The organism is Rossellomorea sp. ABR4_012 (assembly GCF_056159545.1).
In genome coordinates, this window is record NZ_JBSWVK010000005.1 from 24,703 (window position 1) to 43,290 (window position 18,588).

Annotated in this window: 20 protein-coding genes and 1 other annotated feature; all 20 genes read right to left on the reverse strand. The window is 41.0% G+C overall.

The window, feature by feature from the left end; all coding sequences use genetic code 11:
* Positions 1-17: 17 nt before the first annotated feature.
* Complete coding sequence (locus ACXAFV_RS18245) at positions 18-926, reverse strand: RluA family pseudouridine synthase (RefSeq protein WP_475128556.1); 909 nt, start codon at positions 924-926, stop codon at positions 18-20.
* On the reverse strand, positions 892-1,392 hold the full coding sequence (gene lspA / locus ACXAFV_RS18250) for a signal peptidase II (protein ID WP_475128558.1): 501 nt from the start codon (positions 1,390-1,392) through the stop codon (positions 892-894). Before lspA ends, ACXAFV_RS18245 begins: the two co-directional genes overlap by 35 nt.
* Before the next feature lie 98 nt (positions 1,393-1,490).
* Positions 1,491-1,778, reverse strand: a complete 288-nt coding sequence (locus ACXAFV_RS18255; protein ID WP_475128560.1) for a hypothetical protein — start codon at positions 1,776-1,778, stop codon at positions 1,491-1,493.
* 552 nt (positions 1,779-2,330) lie between these two features.
* Complete coding sequence (gene ileS / locus ACXAFV_RS18260) at positions 2,331-5,102, reverse strand: isoleucine--tRNA ligase (protein WP_475128562.1); 2,772 nt, start codon at positions 5,100-5,102, stop codon at positions 2,331-2,333.
* A gap of 99 nt (positions 5,103-5,201) precedes the next feature.
* Positions 5,202-5,446: a binding site (T-box leader), on the reverse strand.
* Between the two features lie 50 nt (positions 5,447-5,496).
* Complete coding sequence (locus tag ACXAFV_RS18265) at positions 5,497-6,012, reverse strand: DivIVA domain-containing protein (protein ID WP_446246258.1); 516 nt, start codon at positions 6,010-6,012, stop codon at positions 5,497-5,499.
* 90 nt (positions 6,013-6,102) lie between these two features.
* Positions 6,103-6,870, reverse strand: coding sequence for a YlmH family RNA-binding protein (locus ACXAFV_RS18270; protein ID WP_475128564.1), 768 nt, complete (start codon positions 6,868-6,870; stop codon positions 6,103-6,105).
* A gap of 111 nt (positions 6,871-6,981) precedes the next feature.
* A complete protein-coding gene (locus tag ACXAFV_RS18275; protein WP_475128565.1) occupies positions 6,982-7,245 on the reverse strand; it encodes a YggT family protein in 264 nt (87 codons plus the stop codon).
* Positions 7,246-7,253: 8 nt separating this feature from the next.
* On the reverse strand, positions 7,254-7,703 hold the full coding sequence (locus ACXAFV_RS18280; RefSeq protein ID WP_446246255.1) for a cell division protein SepF: 450 nt from the start codon (positions 7,701-7,703) through the stop codon (positions 7,254-7,256).
* A 16-nt stretch (positions 7,704-7,719) separates the two neighbouring features.
* Positions 7,720-8,394, reverse strand: coding sequence for a YggS family pyridoxal phosphate-dependent enzyme (locus ACXAFV_RS18285; RefSeq protein WP_475128567.1), 675 nt, complete (start codon positions 8,392-8,394; stop codon positions 7,720-7,722).
* 1 nt (position 8,395) lies between these two features.
* Positions 8,396-9,217, reverse strand: a complete 822-nt coding sequence (gene pgeF, locus ACXAFV_RS18290) for a peptidoglycan editing factor PgeF (protein WP_475128569.1) — start codon at positions 9,215-9,217, stop codon at positions 8,396-8,398.
* A 58-nt stretch (positions 9,218-9,275) separates the two neighbouring features.
* A complete protein-coding gene (locus ACXAFV_RS18295) occupies positions 9,276-9,557 on the reverse strand; it encodes a YlmC/YmxH family sporulation protein (RefSeq protein WP_175988847.1) in 282 nt (93 codons plus the stop codon).
* A 166-nt stretch (positions 9,558-9,723) separates the two neighbouring features.
* Entirely contained in the window at positions 9,724-10,500 is a 777-nt protein-coding gene (gene sigG / locus ACXAFV_RS18300) for an RNA polymerase sporulation sigma factor SigG (protein ID WP_032088921.1), read from the reverse strand.
* Between the two features lie 192 nt (positions 10,501-10,692).
* Positions 10,693-11,412, reverse strand: a complete 720-nt coding sequence (gene sigE / locus ACXAFV_RS18305; RefSeq protein ID WP_475128571.1) for an RNA polymerase sporulation sigma factor SigE — start codon at positions 11,410-11,412, stop codon at positions 10,693-10,695.
* 44 nt (positions 11,413-11,456) lie between these two features.
* Positions 11,457-12,380, reverse strand: coding sequence for a sigma-E processing peptidase SpoIIGA (spoIIGA, locus tag ACXAFV_RS18310; RefSeq protein WP_475128573.1), 924 nt, complete (start codon positions 12,378-12,380; stop codon positions 11,457-11,459).
* Between the two features lie 275 nt (positions 12,381-12,655).
* Entirely contained in the window at positions 12,656-13,816 is a 1,161-nt protein-coding gene (ftsZ, locus tag ACXAFV_RS18315) for a cell division protein FtsZ (protein WP_475128576.1), read from the reverse strand.
* 40 nt (positions 13,817-13,856) lie between these two features.
* Positions 13,857-15,158 (reverse strand): cell division protein FtsA, encoded by a 1,302-nt coding sequence (ftsA, locus tag ACXAFV_RS18320; protein ID WP_475128578.1) that lies wholly within the window; start codon positions 15,156-15,158, stop codon positions 13,857-13,859.
* Between the two features lie 115 nt (positions 15,159-15,273).
* Entirely contained in the window at positions 15,274-15,636 is a 363-nt protein-coding gene (locus ACXAFV_RS18325; RefSeq protein ID WP_175988837.1) for a small basic family protein, read from the reverse strand.
* Between the two features lies 1 nt (position 15,637).
* Positions 15,638-16,366, reverse strand: a complete 729-nt coding sequence (locus tag ACXAFV_RS18330) for a DUF881 domain-containing protein (RefSeq protein WP_475128581.1) — start codon at positions 16,364-16,366, stop codon at positions 15,638-15,640.
* Between the two features lie 50 nt (positions 16,367-16,416).
* Complete coding sequence (locus tag ACXAFV_RS18335; protein ID WP_475128985.1) at positions 16,417-17,124, reverse strand: DUF881 domain-containing protein; 708 nt, start codon at positions 17,122-17,124, stop codon at positions 16,417-16,419.
* The gene (locus tag ACXAFV_RS18340; protein WP_475128582.1) at positions 17,102-17,914 is read right to left on the reverse strand and encodes a cell division protein FtsQ/DivIB; all 813 of its coding nucleotides are present in this window, start codon (positions 17,912-17,914) and stop codon (positions 17,102-17,104) included. Before ACXAFV_RS18340 ends, ACXAFV_RS18335 begins: the two co-directional genes overlap by 23 nt.
* Between the last annotated feature and the right edge of the window lie 674 nt (positions 17,915-18,588).

Sequence of the window (18,588 nt, forward strand, 5' to 3'; positions counted from 1 at the left end):
GGTCGATGTTTTGTCAATCATTTGTTTTTCAATTTTGTTAACAGCTCTTTGAATTCGTTTGGCAGCTCGGCCTCGAATTCCATATATTCATTTGTCCTTGGGTGGTTGAAACCCAATACTCCGGCATGAAGCGCCTGTCCATCAATATCCAACGTTTTACGCGGGCCGTATTTAGGATCACCTGCGAGAGGATATCCGATATACTTCATATGGACACGTATTTGATGAGTTCTGCCTGTTTCCAATTCACACTGTACTAAAGTAAAGTCCTTAAATCGCTCAAGTACTTTAAAATGGGTGACTGCATTCTTCCCATTGTCCACGACAGTCATACTTTGACGGTCTTTGGGATCACGTCCTATCGGGGCATCAATCGTCCCGTATTCATGAGGGATCAGTCCATGGACGACAGCGGTATATTTTCTTGTGACAGTCTTTTCGACAAGCTGATTGACAAGGTGTTCATGTGCAAGATCATTTTTCGCCACCATCAGTAAACCTGATGTATCTTTATCGATTCGATGCACGATCCCAGGTCTTAATACACCATTGATTCCTGAAAGGTCCTTACAATGGTACATGAGACCATTCACCATGGTTCCTGAATAATGACCTGGTGCCGGGTGTACAACCATTCCTTTTGGCTTGTTTACCACGATTACATCTGAATCTTCATAGGTGATATCAAGATGAAGATTCTCTGGTTCGACATCCAATTCTTCGGGCGCGGGAATCGTAACGGTAATGGTCGATTCCACCGGGCATTTAAAATTTGGTTTGACCTTTTCATCATCCACTTTGATATGTCCTTCTTTAATCCATTGCTGGACCTGTGAACGTGACCATTCTTTATTCAATCCGCTGACAATCTTATCAATTCGTTCGCCCTGTTCATTCTGTTGTATGATGTGCTGAATTACTTCCATTCTCTTTCTCCTTCTTTGCTTTTCGTTCGTCTAGATACATATAAATAATTAATAGCGCAACTCCAATCGTCAATGCTGCGTCGGCAATATTAAAAATCGGGAAATCATAGGAAAAAATATATGTATTTAAAAAATCGACAACTTCTTTTCGAAAAACACGGTCGATAAAGTTTCCAATTGCTCCACCAAGCATAAAAGCAAGGCTTAAACTAAACAAAGACTGCCCTTTTGCATGGACTTGCATATAATACACAATGCCTACTATCACTACTAATGTAATAATGTAAAAAAACCACATTTGCCCCTGGAGTATTCCCCATGCTGCACCTTGATTTCGATGAGAAGTCAAATAGAAAAGATTTTCAATGATTTCTATGCTTTCCCCTTCTGACATCTTTTTCACAACTAACCATTTCGTCAGCTGATCCAATCCAATTACAACCAAAGCCAATAAATAATAAAACACAAAGGCAACCTCCACATCGTAAGAAATGATTACCTTTGCATTTTAGCACAAACAGTAGAATAAAGACACTTAAACTAAAGGCTTTTATGAAGATTGTTTTATGAATGCTTGCCCATATGAATTTTCCCGTATTGTCTCCATTCATTTGCTTCTGTTAACGAAGTGAGTGTCGGGTTCATTTTGATTAAGTCAAAAGGAATTTCTTCACCGCTCATTTCACAAAGACCGTAACGATTTTGTGATGCCAGATGAAGCGCATGCTTCACATCTGAAATTTCCTCGTTTATATAATGTTGTATTAAAGGATGTTGAGATCGACTTGCCTCTAGCTCTTTCAAGGATGCTGTCAGTTCTTGAATGATGGATGTGTATCGGTCATATGTCATCTTGATCCCTCCACTCTTAGTATGGAGGTAAGTGTCTTAAAATTTGTCTTGCAAGATATAGTAATTATGGAATTAAGCGTGCCAATGACATAACTGCGCCATTTAAAGAGATATGTCAATGATTTCATGCTTAGAAAGTCCAAGACAATTGTTTGGTTGACTTTTAATTCCGCTAATGATTTCCGTGCAAGACTTCGCTTTCCGCGGGTAGCCCGTGAGCCTCCTCGTCACTGCGTTCCTGCGGGCTAGAAATGCGGAGGCGGCTTGCCCAGAGGCGACAAGCATAAGGCGAGAAAGCCGGAAAGGCGATTTTTGCCTTTTTGGCTTTCTTGACTTATGACCTCGAGCCTCTAGCCGCCGGAGCTGGACAGGTATCAATTGTCCAGCTGCAGGGCTTAGAGGCACATGTCATAAGCCAAACCGACCAAGAAAAGGTAACATCTGGGTGTATATTCAAACAAAAAACCCTAACTATTTTGCTTTTTTGAAGGCAAATTAGTTAGGGTTTTACTTTTTACTTGGACACTCATGTCCCATTCACTTTAATATATTCTATGCTAAGTGTGAATAATTTTCTTTTACGACGGAAGCACATCTTGTGCATAGAGCAGGATGATCTTTGTCATCTCCAACTGTTGGAGTGACTATCCAGCAGCGGTCACATGTTTCGCCTTCCGCTTTTTCTACGACAATGCTGTTCTGCCCGACCGTTAAAGCTTGTTCCGGTGCATCACTTGCTCCACCGCCAATTTCAATAGCTGAGACGATGAACAATTGCTTCAGGTCTTCTGAAATTGAATTCAATAGTGATTTTGTTTCATCATTTACGTAAAGGATTACTTTTGCCGTTAATGATTTACCGATCACCTTTTGATTACGCGCTTCCTCAAGGGCTTTTAATACATCGTCGCGCAGCTCAAGGAAGGCATTCCATTTTTCCTTAAGTGCTTCAGCATTAGGAAGCTCCTTCAATTCAGGCATATCTGTTAGTTGTACACTTTCTTCTTCTACTCCTGGAACGTGAGCCCAAACTTCGTCTGCTGTATGAGAAAGGATCGGTGACATTAATTTTGCAAGAACAACCAAAGCTTCATACAATACAGTCTGCATCGCTCTACGCTCATAGTTATCTTTTGCTTCGATGTAAAGGACATCTTTTGCGAAATCAAGATAGAATGAACTCAAATCCAGTGTACAGAAGTTATTTACTGCGTGATAGATGCTTGCAAATTCATAGTTGTCATAAGAATTTTTTACGTTCTTCACCAATTCATTCAACTTCACCATCATGAACTGATCGACTTCACGGAGTTTCTCATAGGATACCGCATCGGCTTTCGGATCGAAATCCGCCAGGTTACCAAGCAGGAAGCGGTAAGTGTTACGAATTTTTCTATATACTTCAGCGACTTGCTTTAAAATCGGATCAGATACGCGGACATCAGATTGATAGTCAACCGACGCTACCCAAAGGCGAAGGATATCTGCACCCAGCTGTTTCATGACTTTTTCAGGAACAACCACGTTTCCAAGTGATTTACTCATCTTTCTTCCTTCACCATCAAGGGCAAAACCATGACTCAATACGCCTTTATAAGGTGCTTTCCCTGTTACTGCAACCCCTGTCGTCAAGGATGAATTGAACCATCCCCGATATTGATCGGAGCCTTCAAGGTAAAGGTCTGCAGGACGCTGCAAGTCATCACGCGCTTCAAGAACTGCCTGGTGAGAAGAACCTGAGTCAAACCATACATCCATGATGTCCTGCTCTTTCGTGAACTGACCATTCGGGCTTCCTTCATGAGTAAACCCTTCAGGAAGTAGATCTTTCGCTTCTTTTTCAAACCAGATATTTGAACCATGCTTGCTGAATAAAGCAGAAACATGATCGATCGTTTCATCTGTGATGATTTCTTCACCGTTTTCAGCGTAGAATACAGGAATTGGGACACCCCATGCACGCTGTCTTGAAATACACCAGTCGCCACGGTCTCTTACCATATTGAAGAGACGGGTTTCACCCCAGCTCGGAACCCATTTCGTGTCCTTGACAGCTTGCAGCAGCTCATCACGGAATTTATCGATGGACGCGAACCATTGAGCAGTCGCTCTAAAAATAACAGGTTTCTTTGTACGCCAGTCATGAGGATATGAATGCGTGATGAAGTTAAGCTTCAATAATGCTCCGGCTTCCTCTAGCTTCTCAGTGATTGGTTTGTTGGCTTTGTCATAGAATAGTCCTTCAAAGCCTGGAGCCTCAGAGGTCATTACACCTTTATCATCAACAGGACATAATACGTCTAACCCATATTTCTTACCTACAAGGAAGTCATCTTCCCCGTGGCCCGGTGCAGTGTGTACACAACCTGTACCTGAGTCGGTTGTAACGTGATCCCCAAGGATGATAAGGGATTCACGGTCATAAAGCGGATGTTTGGCTTTTAGGTGTTCAAGGTCATCACCTTTGACTTTTTCCGTTACTTCATACCCTTCCCATTCAAGGTTTTCTGCCACATCTTCCAGAAGGTCTTCAGCCACTACATAAGAGTTTTCATTAACCGATACAACTACGTATGTCAGGTCCTGATGAACAGCGATGCCAAGGTTCGCAGGAATCGTCCATGGGGTTGTCGTCCAGATAATGAACTGTGTACCTTCTTCAAGGATACCTTTTCCGTCGGTCACGCTGAACCCTACATAAATGGACGGAGAACGTTTGTCTTGATACTCGATCTCGGCTTCGGCTAAAGCAGATTCACTTGAAGGCGACCAATAAACAGGTTTTTTCCCCTTGTAGATATATCCCTTCTTAGCCATATCGCCGAACACTTTGATTTGTTGTGCCTCATATTCAGGTTTTAATGTGATATAAGGATTTTCCCAGTCACCGCGGACTCCCAGCTGCTTAAATTGAGTACGCTGGATATCAACTTGTTCATACGCATACTCTTCGCATAATTTACGAAATTCTGCAATCGTCATCTCTTTACGCTTTACACCTTTATTCGTAAGTGCCTGCTCGATTGGGAGTCCATGTGTATCCCAGCCTGGAACATAAGGTGCATGAAAACCGTTCATTGATTTATATCGTACGATGAAATCTTTAAGAATTTTATTCAGGGCGTGCCCCATGTGAAGATTTCCATTTGCATATGGAGGTCCATCATGAAGGACAAACAGCGGGCGTCCGTTTGTACGATCCTGGACCATTTTGTAGATGTCCATTTCTTCCCATTTCTTTTGAGTTTCAGGTTCTCTTTTAGGCAAGTTCCCTCTCATCGGAAACTCAGTTTTCGGCATCAATAAGGTATCTTTATACTCCATTTAATATATCCTCCTTCAGCATGTATCTTAATTGCCATCTTTTCTACTTTCTTGTGTTCTTAATCAATCTGGACAACAAAAAAAGCTTTCTCATCCCTAAAAAGGGACGAGAAAGCTTTCCCGCGGTACCACCCTCATAAAAATATCCAAATGGACACTCTCACTCGATTCATTCGTAACGTGAATAAAACGCCATACACTAGTCTTCCCGAATCAGTTGGGTTTTTCATGCATGGAGCTCAAGGGTGATCTTCCGCTTCTATTTCCTTACCGGGCTCGCACCATCCCCGGCTCGCTATATAGGAATCAAAGTAGAAACGTACTGTCCCTATCTCAGCCTTTATTATGGCAAATCAGATTGTTTTACAATTATATGAAATGAAAGCAGCTTTCGTCAAGACAGAGTCTCTTCTTCTTTAAGAGTTTTCAATTCAGTCGCATCTAAATCAAATTCCATCAACTGATCCCAATCGTCTGTATCCAGAAGATCAAGCTGCGCTTCAATCAACATCTTGAATCGGGTACGGAATACTTTCGACTGCTTCTTAAGCTCTTCGATTTCAATCGCGATCTTTCTCGCTTTTGAAAGCGATTCATTGACGATCCTGTCTGCATTTTTCTCTGCTTCTTTGATAATCAGCTTAGCTTCTTTTGTTGCGTTCCTCTTTACTTCTTCCCCTGCTTCTTGAGCGATGACGATGGATTTGTTAAGCGTTTCTTCAATGGTTGTAAAATGACCTAAACGTTCATTAAGAGAATTCAAACGTTCTTCAGTTTCTTTCTTTTCACGGATAAGAATTTCATAATCTTTAATGATTTGATCTAAAAATTCATTAACTTCATCCTCATCATAACCGCGAAAGCCACGACTAAACTCCTTGTTATGTATGTCTAATGGCGTTAAAGGCATGGGAGCCACCTCCAGTACTTGGTGAGTTACACTCTTATTATAACTAAAAATTCGACAGCATGTGGGGGGATTCCTTCTTTTTTCTATAATTTATTTCAGAATCCCTAATGAAATTCGCCATTTTTCCCGTTTGGTTCTGCCTTCGATCGAAAGAAGCTTGCTTCTTCCGTATCCTCTTACTGATAATACATCTCCTGCTTCGACTTCTATGGACGGATTTTCTGTGACCTTCCAATTCAATTTCACCAGATTGCTTTTGATATAGGCTTGAGCCTTCTGACGTGAAATATTATAAATTGCTGAGAGCACTACATCCAGTCTTAGGGAACTCACGGTCGTTACTTTCTCCTGCCATTCCTCCCTTGTTTCAATCAATTGTGTAAAAGGGGTGGATTGTAATGTCACTTTTGCTTTCCCTATCTGATTTAATTCCATCCTGACAAATTCAGAAATTTCTTCCGCTAGAATCAGTTGGACTTTTTGTTCATCTGACAGGATATCACCAAATTTTTCACGCTTCAGCCCTAAAGACATGATGCTGCCTAATACTTGCCTATGTTCTATTGTAACAAACTTACTCGGGTACTCAATCTCGAATAACCGTATACCATAATCTTCTTCTTCAGGCTCGAAATAGGGAGGGTATAGCAAAGCCCTTTTCCTTTCTGTATGTTCTGGAAAAAAAGATAGTAGCACCTCTTCATTCTGCCCGATAATCGATTGGACAATATGCTGCTGCCTGGGATCAAGAAAGTCTGTCCGTTTAGGTGCATATTGACTTGCCACCTGTTCTCTCCACTGGAGCACATGATCTACAAATTCTTTTTCATCCTGTCTGAAATGCTGATAAATGGACAACAGCCTCAGCTCCTTACATGGTCTTGTATACAATTACGCCAAAATAAAAGAACTGAAACGAATTAAAATGTTTCAGCTCTTTACGGTAAAAACTTTTTTCAGTGAATGCATTTAAATGAACCAAAAATATAATTGACGGAGGCCCATTTGTGCCAAGTTCAACACAATGAATGCAACGATTGGAGAGATATCGATCATTCCAAGCGGCGGTACAAACCGTCTGAATGGTTCCAGGTAAGGTTCACAAATCCTGGCCAAAAACTGGCCAATGGATGATTCCCTCGCATTCGGGAACCATGACATTAATATATAAATGATTAATGCCCATGAGTAAAGCTGAATAAGTGTAGATAATACGTCAAATACAAATCCCATAATTTACATTACCACCTTGAATCAGATATATCTTCTTCTTTCAGGAACTCAGAAATATTTCCGCTTACTTCGACATTATCAGGTGTACAGAGGAAAATGTTCATGCCCACACGCTGAATGTCACCGCCTATCGCGTAAACGGTTCCGCTAAGGAAATCGACGATACGTTTAGCCTGATCATGCTGAATCCGCTGCAGATTCACAAGGACTGATCGCCTATTCTTCAGGTGATCTGCTATTTCCTGCGCTTCAGCATACACTCTTGGTTCTACCAGAATCACCTTGGAAGATTTCTGGACGCTCTGAAGACTGACAACATTCTGCTTGGAGCCAGACACTGGTTGTGTTTTCATTTTCTTCTTCTCCTCGAATTCCTCTTCGAACTTCTCATCTTCTTCATAATCATATTCTTCTTCATCTAATAAGAAGAACGTTTTCAATTTAGATTTAATGCCCATTTACGTACATCCCCTCTCAGTCATTTCCAACTAACGCTGATCCAATACGGATAAAAGTAGCTCCTTCTTCAATTGCAATCGTGTAATCATTACTCATCCCCATTGATAGCTCTGTACATGGTGCATTTGATATTTCCAAGGAATGGATCTTCTCTTGAAGTTCTCTTAATGTGCGAAAGTATTTTCTTAAAGAATCTTCATCATCTGTATAAGGCGCCATCGTCATTAAACCGATTACCTTTACAGTAGAATAGTCTTTGAGACTTCTGATGAATCCTTCAACTTCCTGGGGAGGCATGCCATGTTTCGAGTCCTCACCCGATACATTCACCTGAACGAAACAAGAGACAGGCTTGTCCGCTCTTTTATGAATTTCCTTGGCCAGGGATAACCTGTCCAAGGAGTGTATGTATGATATTTTATCAATGATATTCTTAACTTTCTTAGATTGAAGGGTACCGATGAAATGCCACTGAGGTTTATCTCTTAACTCTTCCCATTTGGACAGGAGACCTGAATCCCTGTTTTCTCCTAAATGAATGATGCCGGCTTGCAGGGCTTCCTCGGCTCTATCTGTAGAAACATATTTGGTTACGGCAACAACATTAATATCTTCAGGCTTTCTTCCACTCCTGCTGCAAGCCTCGTTAATGTTAGCCTGTATCATTTTCAGATTTTCTGCAACTTTCATTTCATATCTCCTTCCAGCCAATAAAACTCATCATTCTCCCTGTCTTCCCCTCATCTCTTCGGAAAGAGTAGAATTCACTGCTGCAGGAAGAACAATAACCAGAAGTATGGATTTGTTTTTCTTCTAAGCCCCTTTGAAGCAGAAGGAGTCTGTTCACCTTTTTCAAATCCAAACGATACTGCCCCTCTTCCTTTAAATTATAGGGCAAGTCGTTACCATCTTCTAGTACTTTTTTTACTCGATCCAATACTCTATCATCTACAACATAGCATTCTTCACAAATGGAAGGCCCTATTACGACTTCAATATCTGACAGCTGGGAACCTTCCTCCATGAATTTTGTTATCACGGCAGGTCCTATCTCTTCAACTGTTCCCTTCCAGCCTGCATGTGCCACCCCGATCTTCCCAGTCTTGTGATCAAGAAAATATAAAGGGACACAATCTGCATAACACATCGTTAACAGGATATTTTTATTGTCTGTCAAAAAACCATCAGTATCTTTGATGCTCGTGGAATAAGAGAGGCTTCCTTTTCCTTGATCAGAAGGAATCACTTTATGAATCCTGTTCCCGTGCGTCTGTTCGGCACCGACCCAGTTTTCTAAAGGAAATTGTAATGAACGAGAGATTATTGTTCTGTTCTTTACCACATCTTGACTGTCATCACCAACATGCAGCCCCATATTTAATGAATCATAGCAGCCTTTACTGTCTCCCCCTAGCCTGGTAGTCATTCCTGCCTGCAAACCGGGAAATTCTTCAGTCCATTTTTTTATCGTATAATATGAATCAGTTTCTTTGTAAAATGGCTCGTTAGACACGATTGAATCTCCTTCTTTTTTTATAAGTGTACCACAGAATCTGAATATTCGTCATTTATCAAGAAGATTCTTTAGGTTCCTCAAGCTGTCCTTGTATATAATGGCTTTCTTTGTGTCGAACCAGGATGACATCTTCCCCAATTTTCACGATACTCTTCCACGGTATGACAATATCCTCATCCTTTCCAAAAAAACCAAGTAACTTACCCCCTCCTCCAATGACGATCGCTTCAATCCTGCCTGTATCCAGATTAATTTCAATATCTCCAATGTTCCCTAACTTTCTACCATCCGATATATTGACTACATCTTTAATTTGGAATTCAGATATTCGTACCACAAGATCCCCTCCTGCAACTTTTGAATGTGACCGTAATACCCGCCGGTCAACGTTTTGAACCTTACTATATTGTATGCAGCAAAAAGAAAGGCAGACCCGGGATTTATGGATCTGCCTTTCTCAAGAGATCAAGGAGAAGAGATTGTTCTTCTTCCAGTGATGTTTCTTATTGAATATTCTTATTCATTTGTTTTATGGCTGCTTTTTCTAATCGAGAAACTTGAGCTTGTGAAATCCCTATTTCGTCAGCTACTTCCATTTGAGTTTTCCCTTGAAAAAAACGTTTACTGATAATCAGCTTTTCCCGATCATTCAGTCTTCGCATACCCTCTTGTAAGGCGATTTCTTCAATCCAGTGGAAATCACGATTCCGTTCATCGCTTAGCTGGTCCATTACAAAGATCGGATCTCCTCCGTCATTGTATATGGGTTCAAACAATGAAACCGGATCCTGGATTGCATCCAATGCAAAGACAATTTCTTCATGCGGGACGTCCAAAACCTTGGCTATCTCTTCAGCAGTCGGTTCTTTGGAGGTTTCACCCATCAGCTTTTCTCTTACTTGTAACGCCTTGTAAGCTATGTCACGCAGAGAGCGTGAGACACGGATGGGATTATTGTCACGCAGGTAACGACGTATCTCTCCTATTATCATTGGTACTGCATAGGTGGAGAACCGCACATTTTGACCTAAATCAAAATTGTCGATCGATTTCATCAATCCGATACACCCGACTTGAAACAAGTCATCAACATACTCACCACGGTTGTTAAAGCGTTGAATTACACTTAAGACGAGGCGTAAATTTCCATTCACAAGCTTTTCTCTTGCGGATATATCGCCTGCTTGCATTTGTTTGAAAAGCACTCTCATTTCTTCATTTTTCAATACTGGTAATTTGGAAGTATCTACACCACAAATCTCAACTTTATTACGTGTCATTCTTTCCCCTCCTTGCAGGAGCTGTTGTACAAAATTCAGTATTTCCTTGAGGAGGAAAAATATGCATTTCATTCAGACGAATAATCGATGGTTTCCTTTGAATCCCTTACCAATACAAGAAATAATGAACTAAATTTTTTTATGATTGCAATGAAAAAAGCTGATCTTAATAAAAAGATCAGCCGTCTGGATTTACACCATTTTATTGAACTCTTTTTTCAATCTCTTGATAATCCTTTTTTCGAGCCTGGAGATATAAGACTGTGAAATTCCCAGCATATCCGCAACATCTTTTTGAGTCTTCTCCTCTTCTCCCATCAGGCCGAATCTCAGCTCCATGATTTGTTTTTCACGATCGGAAAGCTGATGAAGTGCGTTGAAGAGCAATTTCTTATCCACAGTGGCTTCGAGGTCTTTCGTGATAATGTCTTCATCCGTACCAAGAACATCTGACAGCAGCAGTTCGTTTCCATCCCAATCAATATTCAACGGTTCATCAAATGAGACTTCCGAGCGAATTTTGTTGTTTCTTCTGAGATACATAAGTATTTCATTTTCAATACATCTGGAGGCATAGGTGGCTAGCTTTATCTTTTTTTCTGGATTGAAGGTATTTACTGCTTTAATTAAACCGATCGTACCGATGCTGATCAAATCTTCAATATTTATGCCTGTATTTTCAAATTTCCTGGCGATATAAACGACCAATCTAAGGTTCCGTTCAATGAGCAATGACCGTGCCGCTTTATCGCCATTGGGCAATTTGTTGAGAAGGACTTCTTCTTCTTCTTTTGTCAGGGGAGGAGGAAGCGCCTCACTGCCTCCTATGTAATAGATTTCATCCGTTTTTATTCCAAGCTTGATTAATAATTTGTACCACAAGTATAAAAATTTCATTTTTACTTTTTTCATTGTTGTTCCCCCTTCTATTTCTTTAGAATGTGAGTATAGTAATACTATGAAACATTCTGTACCGGCTTCCCTGAAGCCATTCTGGGATGAACGATCGCTCCAAAGCTTTCATCAGCCGAGAGCGGTTCCTGCCTGAAGACGATCAAGCCGCTTGATGACCAGGAGGATTCATGATCTTTTAAATTGATGGAATCAGGCTTGATTGCTGCTAATAGCTGACTTTTCCTTCCAACCGACTGGGCAGGGACGATTCTTAAACGGTCAGACCATTGTACTTCAAGGTTTGTTTGACCCGAAAATATGTCTTCCGCTTCTTCACATAACATTTTCACTTCTTCAGGAACTGAATCCTTTAAAGATGAAATGGACACAATCATTACGGGAGTCTTTGAAATAGGGTCCTGCAGCTGGTTGCCGCTGTCCACGAGACCTTTTACACTGAATTCATATTCCCCGATCTTTATGGCGACATCCACTAATTGGTCATATTGGATCTTAGCGTGCTCTACACTATCCATTCTGCCTTTTGAGAAATACCAAGCAAGTGGAAATGCAATCATGACGAAGACCCAGCTGATTGGATCTCCAAATCCCTTGATGCTTGCCAAAAGTACAGTCGTTTCCGCACCAGGATCAAACGTAAGGAAGTAATGGGCACCTATGAGGATTCCACCTGTAAGAAACGTGACAAAGTAAAACATAAGAAGATTCGTAAGATAGTAACGAAGTCTCTTGTAACCAAATGACGAATAAACCATGATCAGTGAAAACAGAAGTTTAATCAGAGGATTTCCAACTACATAGGCATAAGGAGAAAAGGAAAGAATTATAATGGCAGAACCTATCAAACTTCCTATCGCTATCCTCCAGAGAGCGAATTGTCTCTTGAGGAGCAAGCCTGTCAGCCAGAGCAACATAAAATCCACACATACATTCAACAACCAGATGACATCTAAATATAAGGTCAATCGCTACCCTCCTTAAACTTCATCTAGTCTGCTTCCTAATTTATAAAACTGAATGACTTATACGAAGTATATCGTACATACCCTCTAAAAGTTTGTCATTTTATGTATGCCAGGAAGGAAAACTTTTAAGAGAAAGAAACGAAATATGTCACCTCAATATGATAAGAATACGGAAGTCTTGAATGACTGGTTGACAATACAAAAAAGACCCCTCGATGAGTGGGTCTTTTTTGTGAAAGTTATTTTTCTGCATGAACCTTGTCACAGAGCAGTAATTATCGTCTGCGGTTACGGTTACGCAGGAATGTCGGAATATCCAATGTATCCTCTGCACCCTGGTTGTTAGAAGAGGAGCGTACTGGTTCCTGTTGTTGAGGTTCTTCGCGTTTTGGTTGTTCACGCTTGACCTGCTGCTGACTCGGTGCTGGATTAGGTTTCACACCGCCAAATGTAGGACGAGTCTGTTTTGGCGCTTGAATAACTTCTTCGTTAAATCCAGTTGCGATGACAGTAACCACGATATCATCTTTTAAGTCTTCGTTGATGACGGAACCGAAAATCATATTTACGTCCTGGTCTGATGCTGAAGCCACGATATCTGCAGCTTCCTGTACTTCATACAGGCTCAAGCTCGTTCCGCCTGTGATATTCATCAATACACCTTGTGCTCCATCGATCGATGTCTCTAGCAAAGGACTGGAAACAGCTTTCTTGGCAGCTTCTGCAGCACGATTTTCACCTGAAGCTGCACCGATTCCCATTAATGCGGAACCTTTGTTGGACATGATCGTTTTGACATCTGCAAAATCAAGGTTGATCAGACCTGGAGTCGCGATAAGGTCAGAGATACCTTGTACACCTTGTCTCAATACATTATCCGCTTCCCTAAAGGCTTCAAGCATCGGAGTGCTCTTGTCGACGATTTCAAGAAGACGATCGTTAGGGATGACGATTAACGTATCCACTCCTTCTTTCATGGCAGCGATACCACCGCTTGCCTGGTTAGAACGCTTACGGCCTTCAAACGTAAATGGACGGGTTACTACCCCAACCGTCAATGCCCCGATTTCACGTGCAATCTGGGCGATTACAGGTGCAGCACCTGTACCGGTACCGCCTCCCATTCCAGCTGTAACAAAGACCATGTCTGCTCCTCTTAATGCTTCTTCGATCTGCTCTTTACTTTCTTCTGCAGCTTTCTTACCGACCTCAGGATTGGCACCTGCACCTAAGCCCCTAGTCAATTTGCCGCCGATTTGCATCTTTATTTCTGCTTTTGAAAGATTAAGAGCTTGTGCATCAGTATTTACAGCGATGAATTCAACACCCTGTACCCCGTGCTCGATCATACGGTTTACAGCGTTGTTTCCTCCTCCACCGACACCAATAACTTTTATTGTCGCTAATGAATCTAAATTTGTATCAAACTCCAACATGACAAATCCTCCTAACTCGTCGAATCAATGGATTCCTTATTTATTCAAAGAAGTATCCAAAGAACTTTTTCACTTTTGACATCGCCTTATCATCTTCATGTGTTTCTTCTGTTACTTTTGCTGGTTTCGGCTTCTTATTCGTTTGTTTCGACTGCTGCCTCTTCTCAGATGCATCAACCGGTACAGGTTCAGCACTTACGCTTTTCCCTTGTAATCTGGCATTCTTCTGAGCATACTTTATCAATCCGACAGCTGTCGTATACTGTGGCTCTCTTACCCCGATATAATCCGGAATAGCTACACGAACTCGATTTTGGAATACAATTTGTGCTAATTCTAACACACCTGGCAGATTTACTACACCACCAGTTAATACATATCCGCCAGGCAGGTCCCTGATACCCATTCTCTTCAGTTCATGACTGATAAGATCAAGTATCTCTTCAAGCCTTGCTTCTATGATATCAGAAATTTCTAATTGATTAAATTGTTGATGTTGATCGCTTCCTATAATTGGGACACTGAAAACTTCATCTTCTGAAGCATGATCATAAAAAGCATGTCCATATTTTGTCTTTATCTTTTCGGCATCCTCGGTTGAGGTCCGGAGTCCGATGGATAAATCCTTTGTAATATGTTCTCCCCCTACAGGTAAAACAGTAGTGGCCTTTAAATGACCTTGTTCAAATACAGCAATCGTCGTAGAACCGCCGCCGATATCAATCAGTGCAGCCCCAAGATTTTTTTCATCTTTAGAAAGGGCGACCGATCCTGCTGCCAGCGGCTGCAGAACAATATCCACAATTTCGAGCCCTGCTTTTTCTACACAACGCAAAGTATTATGTAAAATCGTCTTAGATCCTGTAATGATGGTGCCTTCCATTTCAAGTCGGACACCGATCATGCCCCTCGGGTCTGTGATTTCATCCAGTCCGTCAACTATGAACTGTCTCGGGATTACATTGATGATTTCTCTTTCAGGCGGGATGGAAACCACTTGGGCTGCATCCATCACCCTCAGGACGTCTTCATCCCCTATTTCACGATTCTCACTTGAAACGGCTACCACACCGTGACAATTTTGAAGTGAAACATGATTTCCTGTAATTCCGACGATGACCTGGCTTATGGATAAACCGACCATTCTTTCTGCTTGCTCAACTGCCTTCTTGATTGTTTGAACAGTTTCGTCTATATCTACGATGGAACCCTTTCTGATTCCTTCTGATTCTACATTTCCTACACCGATAATGTTCAAGGAATCATTTGACATTTCACCAATGATCACTTTCACTGTGGATGTACCGATGTCTAGGCTAACGTAAATTTCATTGCTGTTCACTCTATGGCACCTCCTTAAAGAATGTTTATGGGAACAACAACCCTAGATAGTCTCAATTCTAAGTATATCTTAATTAAGATATTCGTCGTAACAAAAACGATTCCCTTTTAAAATTCTAATTTTTTTCTCTTTTTTCTTGATTAGTAGTCCAATTGCTTATGAGTATCCGTCTAATAACTGCTATGTTTTGGAATAATCGCACTCCAAAAGCAAAAACAGCTGCCAAATATAAGTCTACACCAAGATGGACCCCTAGAAAAGCTAAACTTGCTGCTAGTAAAATATTAAAAAAGAATCCCGAAACAAAGACTTTATCATCGTAAATATTTTGGAGGTGAGCACGGATTCCGCCAAACAGCGTATCCAAGGCTGCCAGAACTGCAATCGATAAATAGTTCGAGTATTCATCTGGAATTCTAATATCTGTAAGAAGGCCGAGTATGACCCCTACTAGCAACCCTAAAACGGGAAGCCACATATTATCCGTTACCTCCTCTTTCACTGACAGGTTCCATATGGCGGACACGGATTGTATCATCATATGCCGGTAAAGCCACTTCCTCCAACGGTTTGGATATGGAAACCCTGAGATTATCGATAAAGAAATCCTCTACAGATTGTGACACCTGCATCCGATTATACAATTTTTGAGCCGTTTCAAGATCCTTTGTCAATACTCTGACTTCAAACGGGATTTTGGTGATGGAGTATCCGTCTACATTTGTTTCCCCGTTTATGTCCCGGATAACCGAAGTATTGATTAATCGATGTCCATCTATCGAGATATCCATCGCTTCATATTGATTTAATTCATTGACTAACCGTTCGAGGAGCTGCGGGGATACGCTATGTACTTTTTCACCCAGCAGAATATCTTCCATGGCAGGTTCTATCGTTAGAATCAAGCCTGTTCCGTTTTTCTCGGTTAATCCTGCTTCTGTTTTCAGTTCTTCTAACGTTTCTTTCAGAGCCTGCTCGGGACTTGCCTTTCTCTCTGTTTCATAGGTCTCAAGTTTCTCTTCCACAGCTCGCATTTCCTCAAGCAGATTCGAATTCAATTCTTTCTCTTTTAGAAGTGCATCTCTTAATTCCCAAATGTCTCTCGTATCACGGACAACAGGTTCCTTGACTGTCTGGAATTGAATGGCAATCATGAAACCGATGATGATGGTGATAACCGTAAAACTCGCTTTAAGCTTGTTGTCCATTCCCCTTCACCTTGCTTTCCAACCACTATCCTTTTATTGGAGTGCAAACTTTATGATTCACCGATCAGTGGTTCCAGAACGATATCCGTTTTCTTTTCCAGAGAGAATTCAATATTCTCATTTACCAATTGATCTTTTACCCCACCTGTAATATTCATGGCGGAAGAGAGTACCTCCGGATCCCCTATGGCTGTGATTTCAAACGGAGCCGGATATTCAATCCCGTCGATTTGTATGACCGGTCCATGACACAGTACGTATGAATCATGTTTCAGCCTCTGTCCGTTTATGGCAACTGCAGAAGCTCCGGCAATATACAATTCATTTATCACCTTGAAAATGTGGTGTTCATGAACAATATAATTGTTTGCGTTATCTTCATTAGGTTTATAGTCAGCATCAGAAAGCTTCACTTTCACTCCCGGACCTTTGACTTTTGTTTTCCCTAAGAACATGCGGTACTTCTCTGCTTCTTCTGCAAGATTGAAATAAATTTGCTTTTCTTTAGAGAATTCCTTTTCCATATTGACTACTTTTTCCTGTTTCTCATAGAGCTGTTCCTGAAGAGTATTATTCTTCTGCTGCTGCGAGAGGATCTGATCTCTAAGCTCTTCTTCCTGTTTCCATTGTCCGTTACTGCGTTTTCCCTGTCCGGCTTCTTCTGAATTGGCAAGACTATAAGAAAAAGCAAGGATGAAACCAAGCACTAAGCCTACGAGAGAGAGGATAACATGTTTACCCTTCACTTTCATCCCCATCATCTCCTTCTCCCTGCTCTTCTGCTTCACTTCCTGCTTCTTCTTCGGTTTCATATGCTCTGAAATAAGAGCCTACCTCCAAATCAATGATCCCTTTTTTGGATGGGTCCAATTGACTGACAATCGAAGGGTAATGCTCCATTTTTTCTGAAAATGTCCGAATCGTCGCACTTACCTCATAACCGTCATTCATAAATAACGTTAAATGGTATTGATCCGTTTTCTTTGGCACCAAATTTATTTCCGATATCAGATGCTGAACCTCTTTTGGAAGTTCCCCAAGTTCTGAAATCATCTTCTTCAGTGTCTTATCCTCTTCGAATCCTCTTAGGAGAGGAGCGTCTACAGGAATGGATTCAGTTCCTTTATTCAGAACCTTGCCGTTTTCCAAGATGATCAGAAACTTATTATCTTTTAAGAGATAAGCTTTTTTGCCTAATTCATTCACTTCTATCACAAAGGAATTTGGAAAAGACAATTTGACCTCTGCACTCTCTATCTCGGGAAGTTTTTTTAATCGTTCAGCCGTTTCATTCTTATTGACGCTCCAGACATTCATTCCCGGTTTGATTTTACTTTCTGAAACAATCGTTTCACTGGAGACGAGTTCATTTCCCTTGACCTCTGTTGTTTTCACATGACTGAGAGGTGACTGAAAATAAATGACAGATAGGATCATAACCAGAAAAAGTGCCAGTAAAAATAGCAGCCTTCTGTTGGCTTTCTTTTTTCTGTGCTGTTTCAGTTTGGGAATTCTTTCTTCAATGGAAACAACATTTTCTTTTCTCATTACGTTTTCCTCAATTTCATTTCGTATTTATGGGGCATGGTTCGTCACGCCTTAAAATGAAAGTACTCTTATATGAGTTACCTTCTATGTCAGTGTGAAGGCAATGTATTGTGAAAGAGAATAGGACGGTTATCATTTTGAAAGGTCAAGTTACATTCCCTTAACTACATCAAACATAATGAAAATCTCAAATGATCTTTTATGTACATTCCATGGAATCGAAAAAGAGAACAACATCTTGTATATTACACTCTTTCCCTCTATTCTAAACACGAATTCCATGTTATGAAAGGATGTCATTGAATTGTAAAAGTTTTGGTTAAAAAAAGTAATATTACCTCCTATATTATAGAAAACCAAAACCCTTTCACACGTTGCATTTATGTAATTAATTGTAACATCTAACCTTCAAATATCCTATTGTTATTTCAATAAAATTTGCTTAATAGTGCTTTTTTCACTCTATGTAAAGATACCTCTTATTGCCGCTGCCCGATTCCGTGCAACACTTCGCTTTCCGCGGGCGGCCGGTGAGCCTCCTCGTCGCTGCGCTCCTGCGGGTTAGAAAAGCGTAGGCGGCTTGCTCAGAGGCGAATAGCATAAGACAGGGCAGCCACAAATGCGCTTTTTGCCTTTTTGGATGGCATGGCTTATGTCTCGAGCCTCTAGCCGCT